This window comes from Pseudomonas sp. MYb118 (assembly GCF_040947875.1).
Taxonomy (GTDB): domain Bacteria; phylum Pseudomonadota; class Gammaproteobacteria; order Pseudomonadales; family Pseudomonadaceae; genus Aquipseudomonas.
The window spans coordinates 1,901,267-1,921,200 of the sequence record NZ_JBFRXN010000002.1 but is presented as its reverse complement, the minus strand read 5'-3'; the positions used below and the strand labels follow the sequence as shown (position 1 = coordinate 1,921,200).

At 63.7% G+C, this 19,934-nt stretch carries 18 protein-coding genes; 2 read left to right on the top strand and 16 right to left on the bottom strand.

Features of this window, described 5'->3' with window-relative positions; genetic code table 11:
- From ABVN20_RS14750 to ABVN20_RS14715, 8 genes are all read right to left on the bottom strand, one after another.
- Positions 1–1,506, bottom strand: coding sequence for a YdgA family protein (locus tag ABVN20_RS14750; protein WP_368556450.1), 1,506 nt, complete (start codon positions 1,504–1,506; stop codon positions 1–3).
- 300 nt (positions 1,507–1,806) lie between these two features.
- The gene (locus ABVN20_RS14745) at positions 1,807–2,442 is read right to left on the bottom strand and encodes an NADH:ubiquinone oxidoreductase subunit N (protein WP_368556449.1); all 636 of its coding nucleotides are present in this window, start codon (positions 2,440–2,442) and stop codon (positions 1,807–1,809) included.
- A gap of 82 nt (positions 2,443–2,524) precedes the next feature.
- A complete protein-coding gene (locus ABVN20_RS14740; protein ID WP_368556448.1) occupies positions 2,525–3,973 on the bottom strand; it encodes an efflux transporter outer membrane subunit in 1,449 nt (482 codons plus the stop codon).
- The gene (locus ABVN20_RS14735) at positions 3,970–4,851 is read right to left on the bottom strand and encodes an efflux RND transporter periplasmic adaptor subunit (protein WP_368556447.1); all 882 of its coding nucleotides are present in this window, start codon (positions 4,849–4,851) and stop codon (positions 3,970–3,972) included. The genes ABVN20_RS14740 and ABVN20_RS14735 overlap by 4 nt, the downstream gene beginning before the upstream one ends.
- Positions 4,848–5,057, bottom strand: a complete 210-nt coding sequence (locus tag ABVN20_RS14730) for a DUF1656 domain-containing protein (protein ID WP_056852052.1) — start codon at positions 5,055–5,057, stop codon at positions 4,848–4,850. The genes ABVN20_RS14735 and ABVN20_RS14730 overlap by 4 nt, the downstream gene beginning before the upstream one ends.
- Positions 5,054–7,126, bottom strand: coding sequence for an FUSC family protein (locus tag ABVN20_RS14725; protein WP_368556446.1), 2,073 nt, complete (start codon positions 7,124–7,126; stop codon positions 5,054–5,056). Before ABVN20_RS14725 ends, ABVN20_RS14730 begins: the two co-directional genes overlap by 4 nt.
- On the bottom strand, positions 7,123–7,551 hold the full coding sequence (locus ABVN20_RS14720; RefSeq protein WP_368556445.1) for a MarR family winged helix-turn-helix transcriptional regulator: 429 nt from the start codon (positions 7,549–7,551) through the stop codon (positions 7,123–7,125). The genes ABVN20_RS14725 and ABVN20_RS14720 overlap by 4 nt, the downstream gene beginning before the upstream one ends.
- A 120-nt stretch (positions 7,552–7,671) precedes the next feature.
- Positions 7,672–7,917, bottom strand: coding sequence for a DUF2789 domain-containing protein (locus ABVN20_RS14715; RefSeq protein ID WP_368556444.1), 246 nt, complete (start codon positions 7,915–7,917; stop codon positions 7,672–7,674).
- Between the two features lie 243 nt (positions 7,918–8,160).
- On the opposite strand from ABVN20_RS14715, the gene ABVN20_RS14710 reads away from it, so the two are divergent.
- Entirely contained in the window at positions 8,161–8,691 is a 531-nt protein-coding gene (locus ABVN20_RS14710; RefSeq protein WP_368556443.1) for an NfeD family protein, read from the top strand.
- Positions 8,691–9,452: a slipin family protein gene (locus tag ABVN20_RS14705; protein ID WP_368557710.1), complete on the top strand. Its 762-nt coding sequence runs from the start codon at positions 8,691–8,693 to the stop codon at positions 9,450–9,452. The genes ABVN20_RS14710 and ABVN20_RS14705 overlap by 1 nt, the downstream gene beginning before the upstream one ends.
- Positions 9,453–9,503: 51 nt before the next feature.
- Here the strand turns inward: ABVN20_RS14705 and ABVN20_RS14700 are convergent, their stop codons facing one another.
- The 8 genes from ABVN20_RS14700 to ABVN20_RS14665 form a co-directional block, all read right to left on the bottom strand.
- Positions 9,504–11,969, bottom strand: a complete 2,466-nt coding sequence (locus tag ABVN20_RS14700; protein ID WP_368556442.1) for a TonB-dependent siderophore receptor — start codon at positions 11,967–11,969, stop codon at positions 9,504–9,506.
- 102 nt (positions 11,970–12,071) lie between these two features.
- Positions 12,072–13,028 carry a FecR domain-containing protein gene (locus ABVN20_RS14695; protein WP_368556441.1) on the bottom strand — a complete coding sequence of 319 codons (957 nt, stop codon included), beginning with the start codon at positions 13,026–13,028 and terminating at the stop codon, positions 12,072–12,074.
- Complete coding sequence (locus ABVN20_RS14690; RefSeq protein ID WP_368556440.1) at positions 13,025–13,534, bottom strand: sigma-70 family RNA polymerase sigma factor; 510 nt, start codon at positions 13,532–13,534, stop codon at positions 13,025–13,027. Before ABVN20_RS14690 ends, ABVN20_RS14695 begins: the two co-directional genes overlap by 4 nt.
- A 68-nt stretch (positions 13,535–13,602) precedes the next feature.
- Entirely contained in the window at positions 13,603–15,144 is a 1,542-nt protein-coding gene (locus ABVN20_RS14685) for an efflux transporter outer membrane subunit (RefSeq protein ID WP_368556439.1), read from the bottom strand.
- A complete protein-coding gene (locus tag ABVN20_RS14680; protein ID WP_368556438.1) occupies positions 15,141–16,205 on the bottom strand; it encodes an HlyD family secretion protein in 1,065 nt (354 codons plus the stop codon). Before ABVN20_RS14680 ends, ABVN20_RS14685 begins: the two co-directional genes overlap by 4 nt.
- Before the next feature lie 26 nt (positions 16,206–16,231).
- Positions 16,232–17,764: an MFS transporter gene (locus ABVN20_RS14675; RefSeq protein WP_368556437.1), complete on the bottom strand. Its 1,533-nt coding sequence runs from the start codon at positions 17,762–17,764 to the stop codon at positions 16,232–16,234.
- 192 nt (positions 17,765–17,956) lie between these two features.
- Positions 17,957–18,874 (bottom strand): LysR family transcriptional regulator, encoded by a 918-nt coding sequence (locus tag ABVN20_RS14670; protein ID WP_368556436.1) that lies wholly within the window; start codon positions 18,872–18,874, stop codon positions 17,957–17,959.
- A gap of 176 nt (positions 18,875–19,050) precedes the next feature.
- Positions 19,051–19,917, bottom strand: a complete 867-nt coding sequence (locus tag ABVN20_RS14665) for an ABC transporter permease (protein WP_368556435.1) — start codon at positions 19,915–19,917, stop codon at positions 19,051–19,053.
- Positions 19,918–19,934 lie beyond the last annotated feature (17 nt).

Genomic DNA, 19,934 nt, shown 5'->3' with positions numbered 1-19,934 from the left:
TTACTCGGTGACCTGGACGCCGCCGATCTTGCTCATTACGAAGCCGACAAACTGTTCGACGGTCATCTTCTGGCCGTTGAACTCCACCTCATTGTTGGCGTAGTGCAGCTTGCTGACGACGTTGGTGCCATCGAGCGTGGCGAACTGCGTGCCGACGGCCATGGCGCCGAACATGTCAGCGGTGGCCTTGGCCTGATCGACAATCAGCTTGGCGTCGGTCTGGCCTTCCAGTTGCCCCTGAACGCTGAGTACATCGACCAGCATCGGCTTGGACACCTGAATGTTGATGTCGAGCAGGGCGATCAACTGCTTGATCAACTGGTCGGGCGGCAGGTCCATGGATTTCGGTTTGGTCAGGTCGAGCACCATGTTGGCGTGGCTTTCACCGTTGGCGGTGGTGAACGCCAGTTTCTCCAGCGCCACCTGAGGGCCGGCGGCCAGCAGTTTTTCCAGGTCGGCCTTGACCTGGGTCTCTTCAGCCGGGGTCAGCACCAACTCGGGCGCAGGCTCACCCGCCGCTGCGGCCTTGGCGGCAGCCTCTTCGTAGGGTTGCAGTTTGGTTTGATAAACCTGCATCAACGACATGGTCGCCGGGATGTCGAGGTTCTTCAGGCTCATGGCCAACTGCGCGGAGCCGACTTTTTTATCGTTCAGCGAGACTTCGCCGATCTTGTAATCGGCGCGCCCGGCAGCGTTGGTGCCTGACTCTTCGGTGAGGCTCTTCATTTCGAATTTGTTCAGGCCCAGAACCAATTGCTGCGGACCGAAGGTGGTCTTGCTGTCGGTCAGCTCGACCGTGTTCTCGCCGGTGTAATAGCCGTAGGTGCTCTTGGCCAGGTTGCTGGCCAGGGTCAGGCCTTTCAACTCGATTTTCACCGGAGACTGGCTCTCGTCGACGGTGGTCAAGGTGAAGTTGTCCATGTAACCGTTGGCTTTGACTTTCTGCGCCTGGGCGGTGGCCGAGACTTCGAGGTTCAGGCCGGAGAATTTCAGGTGCGACTTGTCGTCCAGCGCCACATCCAGCGGCAGCAGTTCGAAGGTGCCGTTGGTGGCGTTGTCGTAGCCGATGTTGACCACGCCGGTGAGCGGCGATTTGTCCTTGGCGGCGGCAAACCATTTTTCGGTGACCGGGGTCTTTTCCAGCGCGTAGTGACTGGTGGCCATGACCGGCAGCCACTTCAGCGACACCAGCCGCGAGAACGGCAGCGGACCGTGTTCGATGTTATCGACGAAGAGCAGCTCGACCGGCGTCTCGCCGAACGCTTCGCCCTCGCCCTTGAGGCGGTAGTGCGCGGTGCTGCTGAACAGGTGGCGCTCCAGCGACACCAGCTCCAGCGAAGCGGTGCCCTTGGTGCCGACCAGCGCGGCTTGCAGCTCCTTGTTGGCGTCGGCGATGGAGGTGTTCAATACCCCTTCGAGCCGGGTGCCGGTGTACCAGGCACCGCCAGCGCTGATAGCGCCGATCGCTACGACAATTCCAAGAAGCACGCCTGCGGATTTATTCATGAATGACCCAGTCAATGTCCGTTGTTTGAGTTGTGGTCGTCTTCCCTGAACCCTTGGCGGGTTATGGCTCGACTCCGGCGAAAGTGACATGCAGGTTAGCATCAGGCGCGGGGGGTGGCCCAATGATTAAAGGTGAAAGAGTGTCATTTGGGCGATGGCATGGCCTGGGGATTTTCGGCGGGTTCAAGATCGCCATCGCGGGCAAGTCGAATCGTCGCACCGCCGCTCCTACAGGGGCTACACATCCCACTTGTAGGAGCGAGCTTGCTCGCGATGGCGCCCGCCCAGACACCACAGCACTCAGGAATACTGAACTTCCATCTCATCGAGCTGATGATCGAAGCTTTTCAGCCGCGCCGTCCATGTATACACCAGCACTTCGAAGTCGCGATTGATCACCGCCCCGCCCGTCACATCCGCGCGCGGGTCGCAGAAGTCCAGTTGATAGCGCTCGCGGGCCATGGCCGAGGCGACATCCGAGAGTTCGCGGGCGTTGCTCAGCCAGTGCCGGCCGTCCTCGGCGATTTGCTTGTCCAGGGCCAGGCATTGCTTTTTCAGGGTCTCGAGGCTTTTTTCCAGCGGTGTGCCGGTCAGTTCGCCCATGACTTCCTGGAAGGTGCGCCCGGGTTGCCAGTAACTGCCCCAGAAATAACGGTCGAACACCGTCTCCACCCGACGCAAGGCCACCTTGGTGTCCCAGATCAGCACCAGGGTCTTGCCTTGTTCGAGTTGTCTTTTTTTGATGCGCTGGGCCTGGAGCGAAGCCCAGGCCACGACCACGATGGCCATCACCGCAATCAGCGCGGCCGCGCTGTCGAGAAACACCAGCGCCTGATCGAGCTGATGCGCCAGCATGACGCCGTAGAAATAGGTGGCTGACAGCAAGACCAATGCCGCAATAGCGCACCAGAAGCCGGGAGCATAAGGGTTTTTCATTATTAGAGTCCCCATGACCAACGCTAGCCTTGATTGATGAAATCGCCGCGCGACCTCATCAAGTCAAAGCATAGCAACGGCCTCAGGGTTTGCTGGCGTTCGCACCTTGCGTTCGTCCGCTTTCCCAGCCACCGCCCAGCGCCAGGAACAAGTCGATCTGGCTCAACGCAACCTGGGTGTTGGCGGCGGCCAGTTGCGCCGTGACGTCGGTGTAGGTGCGGGTCGCCTGCAGGTCGGCGAGGAACGACTCGCGGCCGGCCTGGAAGAAGCGGTGCGTCTGGTCGGCCGCCAGCTTCGCCGATTGCTCGGCGTCCGCCAGGGCTTCGCGGCGTTGCAGCAAGGCCGAGTACTGCGCCAGGCTGGTCTGGGTTTCACGGATGGCGTTGAGCACCACGCCGTCGAAGTGCGCCAGGGTCGCCTGGGTCACGGCTTCGGCTTCGCGGATGCGCGCCCGAGCGCCGTTGGTCGGCACGTTCCAGGTCAGCGACGGGCCGAAGCCCCAGCGATTGGTCGACGGCTCGCCGAGGTTTTCCAGGATGCCGACGGTGCCAATGGTCGCGCCGATGCGGATGTCCGGGTACAGCTCGCCGGTGGCGACGCCGATGCCAGCGGTTGCCGCGGCCAATCGGCGTTCGGCCTGGCGGATATCCGGGCGGCGCTTGAGCAGCGAGGCGCCGTCACCCACGGGAATCAATTGGGCAATTTTCGGCAGCTCGGCACAGGTCGCCGTGCCCGCCGGCAACTGATCGACCGGTGTGGCCAGCAGCATCGACAGTCGGTACAGCCCGGCCTGGCGCGCCGCGTCGTAGCGTGGCATCTCGGCACGCAACGACTTGAATTGGGTTTGCGAACGGGTGACCTGGGTTTCGTCACCGCGACCGGCGTCGCGCAGGCGCTGGATCAGCGTGGTGCTTTGCGATTGCAGGTCGAGGGAGTGCTGGGCGATTTCCCGCTCTTCGTTGGCCGCACACACCTGGGTGTAGGCCCGCACGACATCGGCCACCAGGGTGATGCGTGCGGTATCGGCGGCGGCCTGGGTCGCATCGGCATTGGCCTTGGCCGCTTCGATGCCGCGCTTGAGCGTGCCCCACAGGTCGAATTGATAGGACGCGCTGATGCCGATGTCACCGATGTTGGCCACCGGCACTTTCTCCGGCAGCAGGAAGGCTTCACCCGACTCCTGCAAGCGCTGGGCGCCCATCTTGATGCCGCCGCTCCAGCCACCCGCCGCTTCGGCTTCGTCCACCTGGGCGCGAGCGCGCAACAGGCTGGCCGCCGCTACCCGCAGATCGGTGTTGGACGCCAACGCCTGCTGGACCAACTGGTTGAGGCGCGGATCCTGGTACAGGCGCCACCAGTCGGCCGGCACCGGTGCCGACACCACCGGCTTGCCATCGACCGCCAGCTCGCCCTGCAAATCCTCGCGATGCACGGCGGCCTCGTCCGGCAGGTGATAGTCCGGCCCGACCATCTGGCACGCCGACAACAGCAAGCCTAATCCGGCGACCGCCAAACCCCGGGCCTTGCTCATTGCGCCGGCTCCTTGTCGTCAATGATCGACACGGTGGCGGTACGCCCGGCAATCATGCGGAAGTCCGCCGGCACGTCGTCGAAGGCAATCCGCACCGGGATTCGCTGGGCCAGGCGCACCCAGCTGAACGCCGGGTTGACGTTGGGCAGCAGGTTGCTGCCACTGCTGCGGTCACGGTCTTCGATACCGGCGACGATGCTTTCCACGTGGCCGCGCAGGCGAGCGCTGTCGCCGATCACGCGAATGTCGACGCTCTGGCCGACATGGATGCCGTCCAGTTTGGTTTCTTCGAAGTAGCCATCAATGTGGAAGGAATTGCTGTCCACCACCGACAGCACCGGGCGCCCGGCGGTGACGAACTCCTGGGTACGCGGGGCACGGTCGTTGACGTAGCCGTCCACCGGGCTGCGGATGGTCGAGCGGTCGAGGTTGAGCTGGGCGCTGTCCACCGCCACTTGCGCTTCCATCAACGCCACTTCGGCGCGGGCCACTTTCGACTGGCTTTCTTCCAGCTGTTCGCCCGGCACCAGGTTGCCCAGCCCCTTGTTGCGCTTGGCTTCGCGCTGGGCCTGGGCGAGGGTTTCCTGACGGTCGGCCACCGCCGCCTTGGCCTGGCGCAACGCCAGCTTGAAGCGGTCCTGGTCGATGCTGAACAGCACCTGGCCGCGCTTGACCAACTGGTTGTCGCGCACTTCCACCTGCTGGATCAGTCCGGACACGTCTGGTGCGATCTGCACGATGTCGGTACGGATGTGCCCGTCACGGGTCCAGGGCGCGAACATGTAATACATGACCATGCGCCAGACCACGACGACCGCGAAGCTCACGATCAACAGGGTCAGGACCACACGGCCGAGGGTCAAAAAAGGTTTTTTCATGTCATCAGGTATCGGCTGAGTGAATCCACGGCGCCCAGCAGCAAGGCGTACAGAGCCACGTTGAACAATGCCCGGTGCCAGACCAGACGGTAAAAGTGCAGGCGCGTCAGCACGCCGTGCACCAGCAGGTAAAGCAGGTAAGTAATGCCCATCAGCACCAGCAGCGTGGGCAGGAACACCCCGCTGATATCCAGATCACCGATCATAAAGGCGCTCCATCAATGCCATGGGGAAGCGGTTCTTCGGCCTCGCTGCTGCCGACGAATTCAACACCGGGCAACAAGGCCAGGCGCAGGCCGCTCAAGGCATGCAGCAAGTGCAGGCGCGCACCGTCGTCGCATTCGTGATCGAGGGCGCGGCGGGTGCGGTCCATCAACATCAGCAACGCCGCCGGTGCCGGCAGGCGCTCATCGGCCTTGAGGCAAGCCTTGAAGTATTCGCCGACCTCGGCCACCACTTGATGCAACAACACCTGGGGCACGCCAAGCACGCGCGGGGTGTAGGCCAGCAGGTCGAGCAAGTTCAGCGCGACACGCACTTCGCGCAGCGCGATGCCGGTGTCCTGGCCGGTCATGGCCAGCCGCGGCAAATGCTGCATCAGTCGGTCCAGCACCTGCACGCCCAACTGCCGATGTTCGGCCAGGGTTGCAGGCTCGGTCAGGCTGACGATGTCGCGCCAGCTGAAACGGGTCAGGCGCTTGGCGGCCAGCTCCGCGCCGAACGGCCGGGCGATCAACGTCCAGACAAAGGCGAACAGCAAGCCCACCGGCCCCGCCAGGTTGGAGTTGGCGAAGCTGAGGAAGTCGGCGTCGTAGGCGCCCTGGATGCTGATGAACGACGAGGTGTTGACCAGCGTCAGCAGCATGCCCAGGTAGAACTGCGGCTTGACCGTCAGGGTGCCGATGCAGATGAACGGCACGGCGAAGGCCAGCACCAGCATCGGGAAGTCATGCAGGTTGGGCAGCACCAGAAACAGGTAAAGGCTGGCGAACAGCACCGACATCGCCGTCCAGAAAAAGAACCGGTAGATCTGCGGCGCCGGGTCGTCCATCGAGGCGAAGAAACTGCACGCCACCGCCGCCAGAATCACCGCAGCGCCGCCGTCGGTCCAGCCGAGCAGGATCCACAGCACCGAGGCGACGATGATCGCGGTGACCGTGGACGCTGCCGAGTAGAGCATCAGCCCACGGTCGAGAAACGGCGACAGCCGCCCCAGGCGCCAGTGACGATAGACCGCGTGCCAACTGTCCTGGCTTTCGCTCTCGATGGCGTATTGCAGGCTGCGGCAGTCCTGCCACAGATCGACCCACTCGCCGAGGCGATACAGGGCGTTGGAGAACAGCAGTTGCTTGCGATCGTCCAGCGCCTGGGCGGCGGGTTGCAGCGCTTCGATCTGGTCTTTCAGCGCTTGCCAGCGGGTGAGGTCGGCGTCCTTGTGCTCAAGCCATTGGGTGGTGGCCGCGAGCAGCGGCGCGAACCTGTCCACCAGCTCCGGCGTACGCCGTTCGAGGGCGTAGAGCGCGTCGTCGAGATCGTCGATCAGCGGCAGCAGGTGGATCATCCGCCCGCGCAGCTCCTTGGTATTGCGCACGGTCTGCGGACCCGCGCCCTCGTGGGGCAACTGGCCGATCATCAATTCCAGGGTGTTGAACGTCGCCACCATTGATGAGCGCAACGCGCTGATTTCGGCCGGCTGCACGTTTCGGCTGAGAAACCGCAGGCTGTAGGTGGAGGCATCGGCGAACCATTTGTTCACCGAATCGTTGAACACTGGCGCCAGCCGCCGCGGCCAGAACATCGCACCGACCACCGCCGCCACCGCAATGCCGAGAAAAATCTCTTCGGTGCGCGCCTCGGCCACATCCCACACGGCCAGCGGGTTATCCACCACGGGCAGGGCAATCAGCGGCAGGGTATAACCGGCGAGCATCAGCGCGTAGTTGTTGGCGGTGCGCAGGTGCATGGACAAAAACAGCAGGATGCCGGTCCACAGCGCGATGACCAGCACCAGCACGTAGGGGCTCTGCACGAACATCGGCACGAACAGCACCGCCGCCGCCGCGCCGAGGAACGTCCCGATGGCCCGATAGAGCGCCTTGGAACTGGTCGGACCGACGAAGGGGCTGGACACGATGTAGACCGTGGCCATCGCCCAATACGGACGTGGCATCTGCATGAGCAGGGCGATGTACAACGCGATCATCGAGGCGGCGAAAGTCCGCACGCCGTAGAACCAGTCGCGGGCCGGGGGAACGCCGGCGAAGAATCCGCTCAAGGTGTCACCACGGCAGGCGCGTTGGCGGCTTCAAAGGCCTTGAGAACCCGCAATGCGGCTTCCAGATCACTCTGCGGGAGGCCTTCGAGCACTTCATGGCGCAGGCGCACCAGCTCGACTTCCACCGCCTGTACCAGCTCGCGGCCGGTGTCGGTCAGGCTCAAGCATTTGGCGCGACGATCCTGGGCATCGGCGGTGCGACGCACATAGCCGCCATGGCACAACTGGTCGAGCAGACGCACCAGCGACGGGCTTTCCATACCGGCTGCCTGCGCCACGGTCACCTGACGCACGCCCTCACCCAGCCGCCCGATCATCAACAACGGGACGGCGCAGGCTTCGGAAATACCATAGTTGACCAGCGTGGTCTGGCAGATTTTGCGCCAATGCCGCGCGGCCACCACCATGGAGCTGCTGATGTTCATCTGGAGAGCGTCGAGGTTTTTCGGCACGGGATAAAAGACACACTGTTAGTTTGCTAACTATCAATATGACATTGACCGGGAAAGTTGGTCAAGTTTTGAAACAATTCCCCGACGAGAAACCTACTGCCCCCTGCCCTTCCTCAGCAGCACGTTCAACTGATCGACCACCTCCGCCCAATCGGCGTCATCGAGAATCTCGTCACGCAGGAACGCAGCCTGGCTCTGGCTCCAGAAAAACGCGTCGGCCAAATGCAGCTCCGGCTTCAGCGGGGAATGGCTGGTGATGAACTGGTCGATGCTGACCGGATCGTTGGGCAGGCCCAATTGTTTGAAGAGCGAAGGGAGGCTGTGGGTTGGGGATTCCATGGTGGGGTCCTGTGCAAGATTATTGATCGCCATCGCGGGCAAGCCCGCTCCTACAGGTCTTTACGCCCCCCTGTAGGAGCGAGCTTGCTCGCGATGGCGCCTTCACTGACACAAAAAGTCTAGGCCGAACCCCGCTACCGCGAGTGAATTCCGCCCACTGGATACAGTCGACAACTGATCAGAATTCGACCAACCCACAGCTCGACTAAACTCAATACAGGGTCGGCTCTCGCGGAGGGTCAAGTGAACACGCGTTGCTTTACCGTGGCGTTACTGTTGGCCGCCAGCGGATCGGTGCTGGCGGCAGACAGCGCCGTGCTGACGGCCAGCCCGATGGGCATCTGGCTGATCATCTTCGGCGTCGCGTTGCTGGTGGCCGAGGCTGCATTGCCCAATTACGGCGTGATCGGCCTGGGCGGGATCGTCCTGTTCGTCATCGGCGCAATCATCATGACCAACGCCGACGTACCCGAACCCCTGATGATCGGCCTGGGCCTGCTCAGCGCCCTGCTGCTGGCGGTCCTGCTGATCCGTGCGCTGAAGACCCGCCCGCGCCACACCGTCAGTGGCGACGCCGGGCTGGTGGGCAGCGTGACCCCGGTGACCTCGCTGCAAGCGGGCAACGCCTGCCATGGCTGGGTGCATCTGCAAGGCGAGCAGTGGCAGGTGCTCAGCGCCACGCCGTTGCAGGCCGGGCAGACGGTTCGCGTGGTGGCGCGCAAGGGCTTACTGCTGCAAGTGGCCGCGGCTGACGCGGCGCCCGCTGGAGAATGATCATGGGCCTGCAACTGGGTTTTGCCGCGCTGCTGCTGTTGGTCATCGCGCTGGCGGCATCGACCTTTCGCATCCTGCGCGAATACGAGCGCGGCGTGGTGTTCCAGCTCGGGCGCTTCTGGCAGGTCAAGGGCCCCGGCCTGATCCTGCTGATTCCGGTGGTGCAGCAGATGGTCCGCGTCGACCTGCGCACCATCGTGCTCGATGTGCCGGCACAGGACGTGATCACCCGCGACAACGTATCGGTCAAGGTCAACGCGGTGCTGTACTTTCGCGTGCTCGATCCACAGAAGGCGATCATCCAGGTCGAAGACTTCCTCACCGCCACCAGCCAACTGGCGCAGACCACCCTGCGCGCGGTGCTCGGCAAGCACGAGCTCGACGAACTGCTGGCCGAACGCGAACGCCTGAACACCGACATCCAGCAGGTGCTCGATGCCCAGACCGACGCCTGGGGCATCAAGGTGGCCAACGTCGAGATCAAGCACGTCGACCTCAACGAGTCGATGGTGCGCGCCATCGCCAGGCAGGCGGAAGCCGAACGCGAGCGGCGGGCCAAGGTGATCCACGCCGAAGGCGAATTGCAGGCCTCGGAAAAACTCATGCAGGCCGCCGAAATGCTCGGCCGCCAGCCAGGTGCCATGCAATTGCGCTACATGCAGACCCTCAGTTCGATTGCCGGCGACAAGAGCTCGACCATCGTCTTTCCGCTGCCCATCGAACTGCTCAAGGGCATGGCGGACCTGTCGTCGAAACCCTAGAAGTCGAGGGGAAGTGCGCCTGGCGACTTCTCGCTTGCTGCCGCTCGTGATTTACCAGTCGTAAGACAGGCTCGACACCACCGTCCGGCCGTCACCGTAGTAGCAATCCCACTCGCTGACGCAACTGGCGACGTATTCCTTGTCGGCCAGGTTCTTCACGTTCAGCGCCAGCTTCACGCCCTTGAGGCGCAACGCCGACAGGCCCAGGTCGTACGTCAGGCTCGCGTCATACACCGTGTAGGACGGAATCTGGAAGGCGCCATCGTAGTCATCACCATAGCTGCTGCGGGCATACCGCGCGCCCACGCCGGCACCGAGCCCTGCCAGCGGCGTGTCGCCCCGCACCACGTAATTGACCCACATCGCCGCCGTCAGCGGTGGATTGCCTGCCGGATGGCGGCCTTTGCGCCCGTCGTTGTCCTTGGTGTATTTGATGTCGTTGCGCGATGCCGAGGCGATCACGCTCAAGGATTCGGTGACTTCAGCCTTGGCTTCGAATTCGATGCCCTTGGAGCGAATGGCGCCGCTCTGGCCACTGAAACCGGGGTTGGCCAGGTCGGTGGTGAGGATGTTCTGCTGCTCCAGCTCATACGCGGAGATCTGCACGAAACTGTTCTGGCCCGGCGGCTGATATTTCACGCCCGCTTCGTACTGCTTGCCGGTGGACGGGTCGAAGGCACGGCCCTGCACGTCGGTGCCGGTGAGCGGCAGGAACGATTCCGAATAGCTGACAAAGGGTGCGATGCCGTTATCGAACAGGTAGACGATGCCGCCACGACCGGTGAATTTCTCGTCCTTGTTGTTGGTGTGGGTGCCCGCCAGCGGCTGCTTGTTATCGACTTCGGCCCAATCGTAGCGACCGCCGAGCACAAACACCCAGTTGTCGAGCTTGATCTGGTCCTGGGCGTACAAACCGGTCTGGGTGATGGTGTTGTCCCAGCGGTAGTTGTTGCCGAAGTTCAGCGGCTGGCCGTAGACCGGGGTGAACAGGTCGATGATCGGCGGGTTGTAGTCATACAGACCGTCGAACTTCGAATTGAAATGGTAGTAGTCCACGCCGACGATCGCGGTGTGGCTGAACGGGCCGGTGTCGAACTCGGCCTGGGCGATGTTATCCACGCCGAAGACCTTGTTGTCCTGTTGCCAGTTCACGCCGTAGCGGGTTTGGTAGCGCTGGTCGTCCTGCCCGGTGATCGGGTTGGTGACAAATCGGTAGCCGTGCAGTGGCGCGGTGTAGTGGTCGTTGACCCGTGCATAGCGGGCATTCTGCTTCAGCGTCCAGACATCGTTCAGCCGATGGGAAAACTCGTAGCCGAAGGCGTATTGCTCGCGGTGGTAGTCGTTGACCCCAGGCTCCCCCAGGAACAGGTCGCGGTCGATCTTGCCGTTGGGGTTATGGAACAGCGTGCCCACCGCCGGCAGGCCCTGCGCCTCGGGCACACCCTCGTCTTTCTGGTACTGGGCGAACAGGGTCAGGCTGGTGTCGTCGCTGGGACGCCAAGTGAAGCTCGGGGCGATGAACTGGCGCTTGTCCTTGACGTAGTCGATCTCGTCCTGGCTGTCATTGGCCAGGGCGGTCAGGCGATAGAGGTACTTGCCTTCGTCGTCGAGCGGGCCGCCGAGGTCGATGGCGGCGCTCTTGTGATCGTAGCTGCCGGCTTCGAACCTGACCTGATGCAAGGCCTGTTCGGTGGGCCGCTTGCTCACCAGGTTGACGATCCCGCCGGGCTGGTTCTGCCCGTACAACACCGATGCCGGGCCCTTGAGCACCTCGATGCGTTCCAGCGAGTACGGTTCGATCTGCAACGCGCCGCCGGTGCTGCCACCGCCATAGGGCAGGTGCAGGCCGTCGAGGTACAGCGGCGTCGGCGAGAAGCCGCGCGAGGTCGGCTCATCGAAGATCTTCACCCGGTCGGAGAAGCCGCCACCGGTGATCCCCGGCGTGTAGCGCAGGGCTTCGGTGACGCTTTGCGCATTGCGCGAGCTGATTTCGGCGGCGGTGACGACGTTGACGGTCTGCGGGATTTCCACCAGCGCGGCGTCGGTCTTGGTGCCGGTGGCGCTGCGCTTGGCGACGATGCCCTCGACCGGGCCCCAGGCATTTTCCCGGGCTTCGGGGGCGCTGACGCGGGTGGCACCCAATTGCAGTGGGCCGTCTTGTGCAACCGGCTGCAACGACCAGCCGCCCTGGGCGTAAACGGCCTGCAAGCCGCTGCCGGCGAGCAACCGCTCAAGGCCCTGGGTCACATCAAAACGCCCCTGGAGCCCGGCACTGCGTTTGCCTTCGGTCAGTTGCGCATCCACCGACAGCAGAATGCCCGCCTCGCTGGCAAACCGATTGAGCACCTGATCGAGGTTGCCCGCGCCGATGCTGTACTGGCGAGCCTGACTGACGGCGCTGTCCTCGGCCCAGGCCAGGTGTGGCGCCAGCGGTGTGGTGGCCAGCAAGGTGGCGAATACGCCGCGGCGCAACACGCCATCGAGGGCAAAAGTCTTCTGTGTCGGACGTTGTGGCATTCTGGAACTCCCCGTGAGAATGCTTCTTGATTTGCTTTCAAGAGGTATCCCGAACGGGGCAAGAAAACCGACAAGCACTTGTGGAAATTTTTTTCCGGGCCGTCAGGCGCGGCGTTTGACCGTCACCCAGTAGCGGGTCACCGACTCGACCTGCACCGGCAAGGTCCGTTCGAGCGCGGCGAGCACCGCGTCGGTGTTGTCCAGGGGAAACACCCCGGTCAACAGCAGCGACGAGACCGATTCATCGCAGCGAATCCAGCCCGGTCGATAACGCGCCAGCTCCGCCAGGAAACGCCCGAGCGGCTGACGCTCGGCAATCAGGCGGCCCTGGCTCCAACTGCTGGCATTGACGTTGGCCGTTTGCAAAGGACCCACACCACTGGCGCTGAACCACAACGCGTGCCCCGCCTCCATGAGCACCGGCGCGCCCTGCCTGGGGCTGATGCGCAACTGCCCTTCATACAGCTCGACACGGGCGCCATCGTCCATTTCCCGCACGGAAAACCGCGTGCCCAACGCCTGTACATCGCCGCTGGCGGTTTCCACGATCAACGGCCGCACCGGGTCGTGACCGCTGGTGAGCAGCACCTCGCCGCGGAGCAACTTGATCCGCCGTTCCTGCGCGGTGAAACGCAGGTCGACCGCGCTGTCGCTGTTGAGGTCGAGCCGGGTGCCATCGCTCAGGGTCAGGTGGCGGATCTCACCGGTGGCGGTGCGGTGCTCGGCGAAGGTGGCGCGCCAGGTCACCTGGTCTTGCAGCAGATAGCCGCTGCCGCCAGCGACCAGCAACAGGCCGAGCATTTTCAGGGCGGCACGGCGCTGCGGGTCGGGGCTGTCGCGCAACACCGCGCGGGCGCATCCGGCCGGCACCGAGCCGAAGGTCTGTTGCAGTTGTTGCAGGCGCTGCCAGGCCCGCTGATGCTCCGGATGCGCCTGCTGCCACTGTACGAAAGCCTGGCGCTGCGGCGCGTCGAGGTCACCGCCCCAGTGCAGCATCAGCCACTCGCTGGCCTGCTCGACGATCGCCGGGTCGATGGGTGCGTCGTGGGCGCGGCTCATGATTCGTAGACCAGTTGATAACAGGCGAGAATTGCCCGGGTCATGTACTTCTGCACCGAACTGACCGTCACCCCGAGCCGCTCGGCAATCTGCGCATAGCTCAGGCCTTCGAACTGCGACAGCAAGAACGCCTGGCGCACATTGTCCGGCATGCGGTCGAGCATCGCGTCGATCTGCATCAGGGTTTCGAGGATCAGGGCGCGGGTTTCCAGGGACGGTGATTCCGGCTCCGGCAGGTGCGCGATGCTGTCCAGGTAGGCGCGCTCGATGCGCAAGCGGCGCCATTGGTCGATCACCAGGTTGCGAGCGATCTGCGTCAGATAGCTGCGGCTTTCCTGCGGGCCGGGCATGCGCCCCGAGACCAGCAGGCGCAGGAAGGTATCCTGCGCCACGTCCGCCGCGTGTTCGCGGTCGCCCAGGCGTTTGCGTAACCAGCCTTGCAACCAGCCATGGTTCTCGCGGTAAAGACGATGAAGGGAGTCGTTGCCGCCAGTGGCTGCGTCCATGGGGTGGTTCTACGCGCGTGATTGATAGCAATTATCATTACACTTAACGCAGCCACTTGGCAAAACGATTAGCGTTGCGCCGCCAGCGGGTACACCGACTCCCAGCCGCCGCCCAAGGCCTTGTACAAGCCGATCATCGCCAGCGATACGCCGGTCGAGCTTTCCACCCATTGCTGCTGAGTCGCGAGCAAATCGGCCTGTACGGTGAGTACGTTGACGAAGTCCACCACCCCTTCCACGTATTGCTGCTTGGCGGTGCTCAAAGCGATCTGGTTCTGCCGCACCGCTTCGGCGAGGCTGTCGCGGCGCAACTGGCTGGCGTTGTAGGCCGTCAGTTGGTCGTCGATTTCATGCCAGGCACGCAGCACGGTCTGCTGGTAGGCGATCGCGGCTTCCTGTTGCTGGGCTTCGCGCAAATTCAGCACACCGCGCAGGCGCCCACCGTCGAACAGCGGCAGGCTCATTTGCGGGCCGATGCCGAACGAGCGCGAGCTCCATGAGCCGAAATCACTCAGTTGCATCGCTTGCGAACCGAGGTTGCCCGACAGTGTAATGCGCGGATAGAAATCTGCTTTGGCCACGCCGATGTTCGCCGTGGCGGCGTGCAGGCGCGCCTCGGCCTGGCGAATGTCCGGGCGGCGCTCGGCCAATTGCGACGGCAGGCCGATAGCGACCTGGCGCGGCGTTTGCGGCACGGGCGCGTCAGCCGACAACTCGGCCTGCAACGCCTGCGGTGGCTCGCCCATCAACAGGCTCAAGGCGTTGATCAATTGCGCCTGGCGCGCCTCGAGTGCCGGCAGGCGCGACTCGATGGCGGCGACTTGCGCGGCCGCTTCGGCGACATCCAGGTCGGTGGCGACACCGTCTGCCAGGCGCAGTTGCGACAGCTTCAAACTGTGCCGCGCGACGTCGAGGTTCTGCTCGGTGACCGCCCGGGTGTTCTGCACGCCGCGCAGTTGGATGTAGTCCTGCGCCGTCTCCGCGAGCACCGACAGCAGCACGCCGCGCTGGTCGTTCTCGGCGACTTCCAGGGTCGCGTCAGCCGCTTCGGTTTCCCGGCGCACACGGCCCCAGAAATCCAGCTCCCAGGAGGCCGAGAAGCCGGCGTCCCACAGGTTGAAGGCCGACCGCCCCTGATTGCCTGAAGGGTCGCTCAAGCCTTCAGCGCTGTTGCGCTTGCGCCCGTAGCTGGCGGTGGCCGCCGTGTTGGGGTAACGCTCGGCGGTGACCACCTGGCGCACCGCGCGGCTCTGTTCCAGGCGGCTGCTGGCGAGTTTCAGGTCGAGGTTACTGGTGAGTGCACGTTGCGCCAGGGCCGACAGCTTGGCGTCCTGGAACACTTCCCACCAACGTTCGCTCATGGTCTCGGCTACGGCCTGGCTGGCGGCTGCCTGGTTGGGTTTTGACCATTCGGCGATGGGCTGGGTTTGTGGCTTCTGGAAGTCCGGGCCGAGGGTGCAGGCTGAGAGGCTCAGGGCCAGCAAGGCACTGATGATGAGTTGGGGCTGATGAACTGATCGCGAGCAGGCTCGCTCCCACAAGCGCACCACTGAACCTGTGGGAGCGAGCCTGCTCGCGATGAGGCCAGAGCGGCCAGCAAAAATCTTCATCGCTGCACAACCTCGCGCGCCCCGCCCCCAGCGGTATCAATACTGGCCTCCACCGACATCCCCACGCGCAACCGCTCAGCCAGCGGCTGCCCCGGTTCCAGCACGATCTTCACCGGAATGCGCTGTACCACCTTGGTGAAGTTGCCCGTGGCGTTGTCAGGCTTGATCGAGGCGAAGGTCACCCCGGTGGCCGGCGCAATGCTCTCGACACGACCGGACAGCGCTTCACCACCCAGGCTGTCGACGCGCACCTGCACGTCCTGCCCCGGTTGCACGTCGGTCAATTGGGTTTCCTGGAAGTTGGCCACCACATACGCCTGGGTCAGCGGCACCACCGCCAGCAGCTTGCTGCCCGGCGTGACGTACGCGCCGACGCGCACTGCCCGCTCGCCGACCATGCCGTCCTGCGGCGCGACGATGCGGGTGTAGGACAGCTCGAAACTGGCAATCTCCAATGCCGCCTGCGCACGCTTCAGCCCCCCTTCGGCGGCATCACGCTGCGCGGTGAGGATTTCCACTTGCTTGCGCTCTGCCGCCAGTACCGCGGTGGTGTTGGTCAACCTGGCGCTGGCCTGCTCGATGCGCGTGCTGGCTTGCTGGGCGTTCTGCACCGTGCCCGCGCCCACACCGGCCAGGTGGTTGTAGCGTTTCAGTTCATGTTCGGCGAACGCCATTTCCGCCTTGGCCGACGCCACCGAGGCTTGTGCCTGGGCGATCACCGACACCTGGCGTTCGAGGGTCGCCCGGGCATTTTGCAGTTGCGCCCGTGCCACCAGCGTCTCGGCATCGGCAGCCTGGGCAGCGGCGCGCAGGTCGCGATCGTCGATCAGCGCCAGCAATTGGCCGGCCTTGACCTGCTGGTTGTCCTCGACATACACCTCTTTGATGAACCCGGCGACACGCGGCACCACCAGGGTGAAGTCGGCGCTGACAAACGCATCGTTGGTCACCTGCTGAGTGCGCTTGCCGAACAGCCCCGGCGCCAGCAGGTAAGCCAGCACGCCCACCGCCACCACGGCGGCGATGGCCACGGCCACTTTTTGCTTTGATTGAGTCGTCATAAAAACCTTCAGTTTCAGTGGAGCATTCAAGTCGGCGCGCGCGGTGGATAGATCCGCGTCGGCAGCCAGAAAATCAACAGGATCAGCACCAGGGCGACGCCGGTCATGCACAGGTAAAGGTCCGACGCCGTCAGCACCACCGCCTGCTCGTGCAAACGATGGGCGAGGCCGGCGCTGTCGCCATCGACCAGCGGCGAGTTGCCGAGGCGGTCCACCAACATGGTCGAATGAAAGTGCAACCGCGAGGTGGTCAGCGTCTCGATCACGCCCGTGGCGATCACCGCCGCCAGCCCTTTCACGGTGTTGAACCAGGAGGAGGCGAACGGGCCTTCCATCGGCGTGATGCTGCCGGTGGAAAGCATCAGCAAAGGCAACACCGCCATGGGTTGGCCAAAGATCTGCAACAGTTGCAGTACGTAGAAGTCGTCGCGAATCCATTGCGAGGTCAGCTGCGAGCCCCCCAGGCACGACACCGCCAGCATGCTCAGGCCGATCCCCAGCACCCAGCGGCAATCCACCCAGCGCAGGTTGCACAGCGCCGCCACCAGCGGCAGCGCGATCAGTTGCGGCAGCGCCGCGATCAACATGATCGGCGCGGTCTGCACCGGGCGATAACCCTGCACCTGCGCCAGGTAACTGGACGGCAGGATGATCACCGACAGCAGGATCACCAGCACACCGGCCAGTGTCAGCAGTGCGAACGACAGGTTGCGGATGCCGAGCATCTGCAACTTGAAAAATGGAATCGGCTGCGACCATTCGTTGATCAGAAACAGCACCAGCAACACCAGGCCACCGGTGAGCAAACCCGTGATCAGGCTCGACTCGAACCAGTCCAGGCGATTGCCTTGCAGGATGCCGATCACCAACATGCAGATCGCCGGAAAACCCAGCAGCACGCCGCGCCAGTTGAATTGCTTGAAACGCTCCAGGCGGACCGGGTCCTGAGGCAAGCCGTAGGCGACCGCCACCATGGCGATCAGGCATGGCGCGATGATCTGCCAGAAGGTCCATTGCCAGCCGACATGCTCGGTCCAAAGCCCCGCCAGCGGCGTACCGAGCCCAGGGCCGAACGTGGCGGTCAGGGCATATCCGGCCAGGCCGTAGAGCTTCACGTTGGCCGGCAGGAAACGCAGGGCCACGGTCATCAGCATCGGCGGCAACGCACCGCCCGCCAGGCCTTGCAGGGTGCGCATCAGCAACAGGCTTTCGTAGTTCGGGGCGAAGGGGCACAGCACGCCCAGCAAGGTGAACAGGCCGATGGCGCAGAGGGTAAAACGCCGCAACGAGAACGTCACCGCACACCAGGGGGCGAATGCCATCGCCGCCACCGAGGTCGCGGTGTAGCTGGCGACCAGCCAGGTGCCTTCGTCATAGCCGATGGCCAGGGCGCCGCGGATGTCGGCGAGGGCCACCTTGGTCACCATCTCATTGAGGCCCGACACCAGCACCGCCAGTAACACGCCCACCAGGCCAATGATGATCCGCAGGCCAAATTGCGTCGGCGCGGCGGCCGGCGCAGGGGCAGCCAACGACGCCGATGCCGTCAGGGAGGTCATCGGTAGACTCCAAAATGAATAGGCTGGCAGTTTAAGGACGCTGATCGCTGACGAAAATTGACTTATTGGCAATGTATAAGTGCATCAGACGCAGCTATCGAATGACAAGGTGCCGCCTCGCAACGCTGAAAAAACTAACACCGGCCTCACAGGTGCAACACCATCCATAGGTATGAATGGCCTGTGCCGTCATCAGGCCTGGGCGGCCAGCCAGGTTTCGTCGCAGCGGTTCTTCACCGTTTCGCGCAGCCAGCGATGCACCGGATCGTTGTCGAAGCGCGGGTGCCAGGCTTGCGTCAGCACGATGGTCGGCAGCGCCACCGGCAGGGTGAACGAGCACAACTTCAGGCCCAGGCGGCGCACGCTCAACAGCGTTTCCCGGGGCACCGGCAGAATCAGGTCGGAATCAGGCAAGGCGAACATCGCGGCATGGAAGCTCGGCGCGATTACCGCCACCCGTCGCTCCAGCCCCAGGGCGTTGAGCGCGGTGTCGATCGGCCCGCGAGCGATACCGCGACGGGACATGCTGATGTGGGAAAACCCGGCGAAGCGTTCAGGGGTGATTTCTTCGTCCAGCAACGGATGGCCTTCGCGCACCAGGCCGACGAACTGCGTGGAAAACAGGTTCTGCACCTTTACTTCCGGCATCAGCGGACGACTGTTGCTGACATTCAGGTCGATGCGCCCTTCGCGCAGCGCCTCGTCATCGCCATCGCCTTCCGGAACGAAGCGCAGCTCACAATGTGGCGCCTGGCGCTCCATGGTGTCGAACAGCTTGCCGCCGTAGATGCCAACGAAAAAGTCGTTGGCCCGGATGCTGAAGCGCCGGCGCAAACTGCCCAGGTCCAGCACCCGCGCCGAATGAAACAACTGCGCCGCCTGCTCCACCAGGTCGCGCACCTGCTCGCGCAGCTCCAGCGCCTTGGGCGTCGGCACCAGGCCACGGCCGGCCCGCACCAGAATCGGATCGCCAATGGCCTCGCGAATGCGCGTGAGCGTGCGGCTCATGGCTGCCGGGCTGAGGTTCATCCGCCGCGCCGCGCCCACCACACTGCCCTCGTCGAGCAGAGCGTCGAGGGCGACCAGAAGGTTCATGTCCGGGAGTTGCATGCTGAGCACTCATTGGCCGTGGGGATTGATTCGAGCGCAATGCTAGCAAACATCTTTGGTTGATGTGGTGGTCGGTAGGGCCCCATCGCGGGCAAGCCCGCTCCTACAGTGGATCGGTGTACGCAGATCCATTGTGGGAGCGGGCTTGCTCGCGAAGGGGCCAGTCCTGACACCCATTACCTCTGCATCCCCCACCGCTTCACCGTCACCCGCTCCAGCGAATCGAACACCAGGTTCTCCACCAGCAACCCGATCAGGATCACCACCGCCAATCCGGCAAACACCTTGTCGGTGTACAGCTCATTGCGATTCTGGAAGATGTACCAGCCCAACCCGCCCTTGCCACTGGTCGCGCCAAACACCAGTTCCGCCGCTATCAACGTGCGCCAGGCAAATGCCCAGCCGATTTTCAATCCGGCGAGAATCGACGGCAGCGCCGCCGGAATCAGGATGAACAGCACGAAACGCATGCCCTTCAGGCCATAGTTGCGCCCCGCCATGCGCAGGGTTTCCGAGACGCCGAGGAAGCCGGCATAGGTGTTGAGCGCCAACGCCCACAACACCGAATGCACCAGCACGAAAATCAGGCTGTTCTGCCCCAGGCCGAACCACAGCAGCGCCAGCGGCAACAGGGCAATGGCCGGCAACGGGTTGAACATCGAGGTCAGCGTACTCAGCAGGTCGCGTCCCAACTGGGTCGACACCGCCAGGGTGGTCAGGGCAAACGCCAGAACGATGCCGATCAGATAGCCCTTGACCAGCACCACCAGGGAAATCCACACCTTGCCCAACAGCTCGCCACTGACCAGCCCGCCATACAGCGCCTGGGCGGTCTGCACGAAGCTGGGCAGCAGCAGGTCGTTGTTCTGGTAACGGGCGATGGCTTCCCAGAGCAGCGCCAGCAGGATCAGGATCAGGCCTTTGCGAATCCAGCCCTGTTGCCACAGGCGCTGGCCCAGCGGCAGCTCACGCTCCAGCGACACGTTGGCAAGCGGCGGCAGAACGTTTTCGAATTCTTCACGCGGGGATGATAAATGGCTCATCGGGCCCTCCTCTCAAC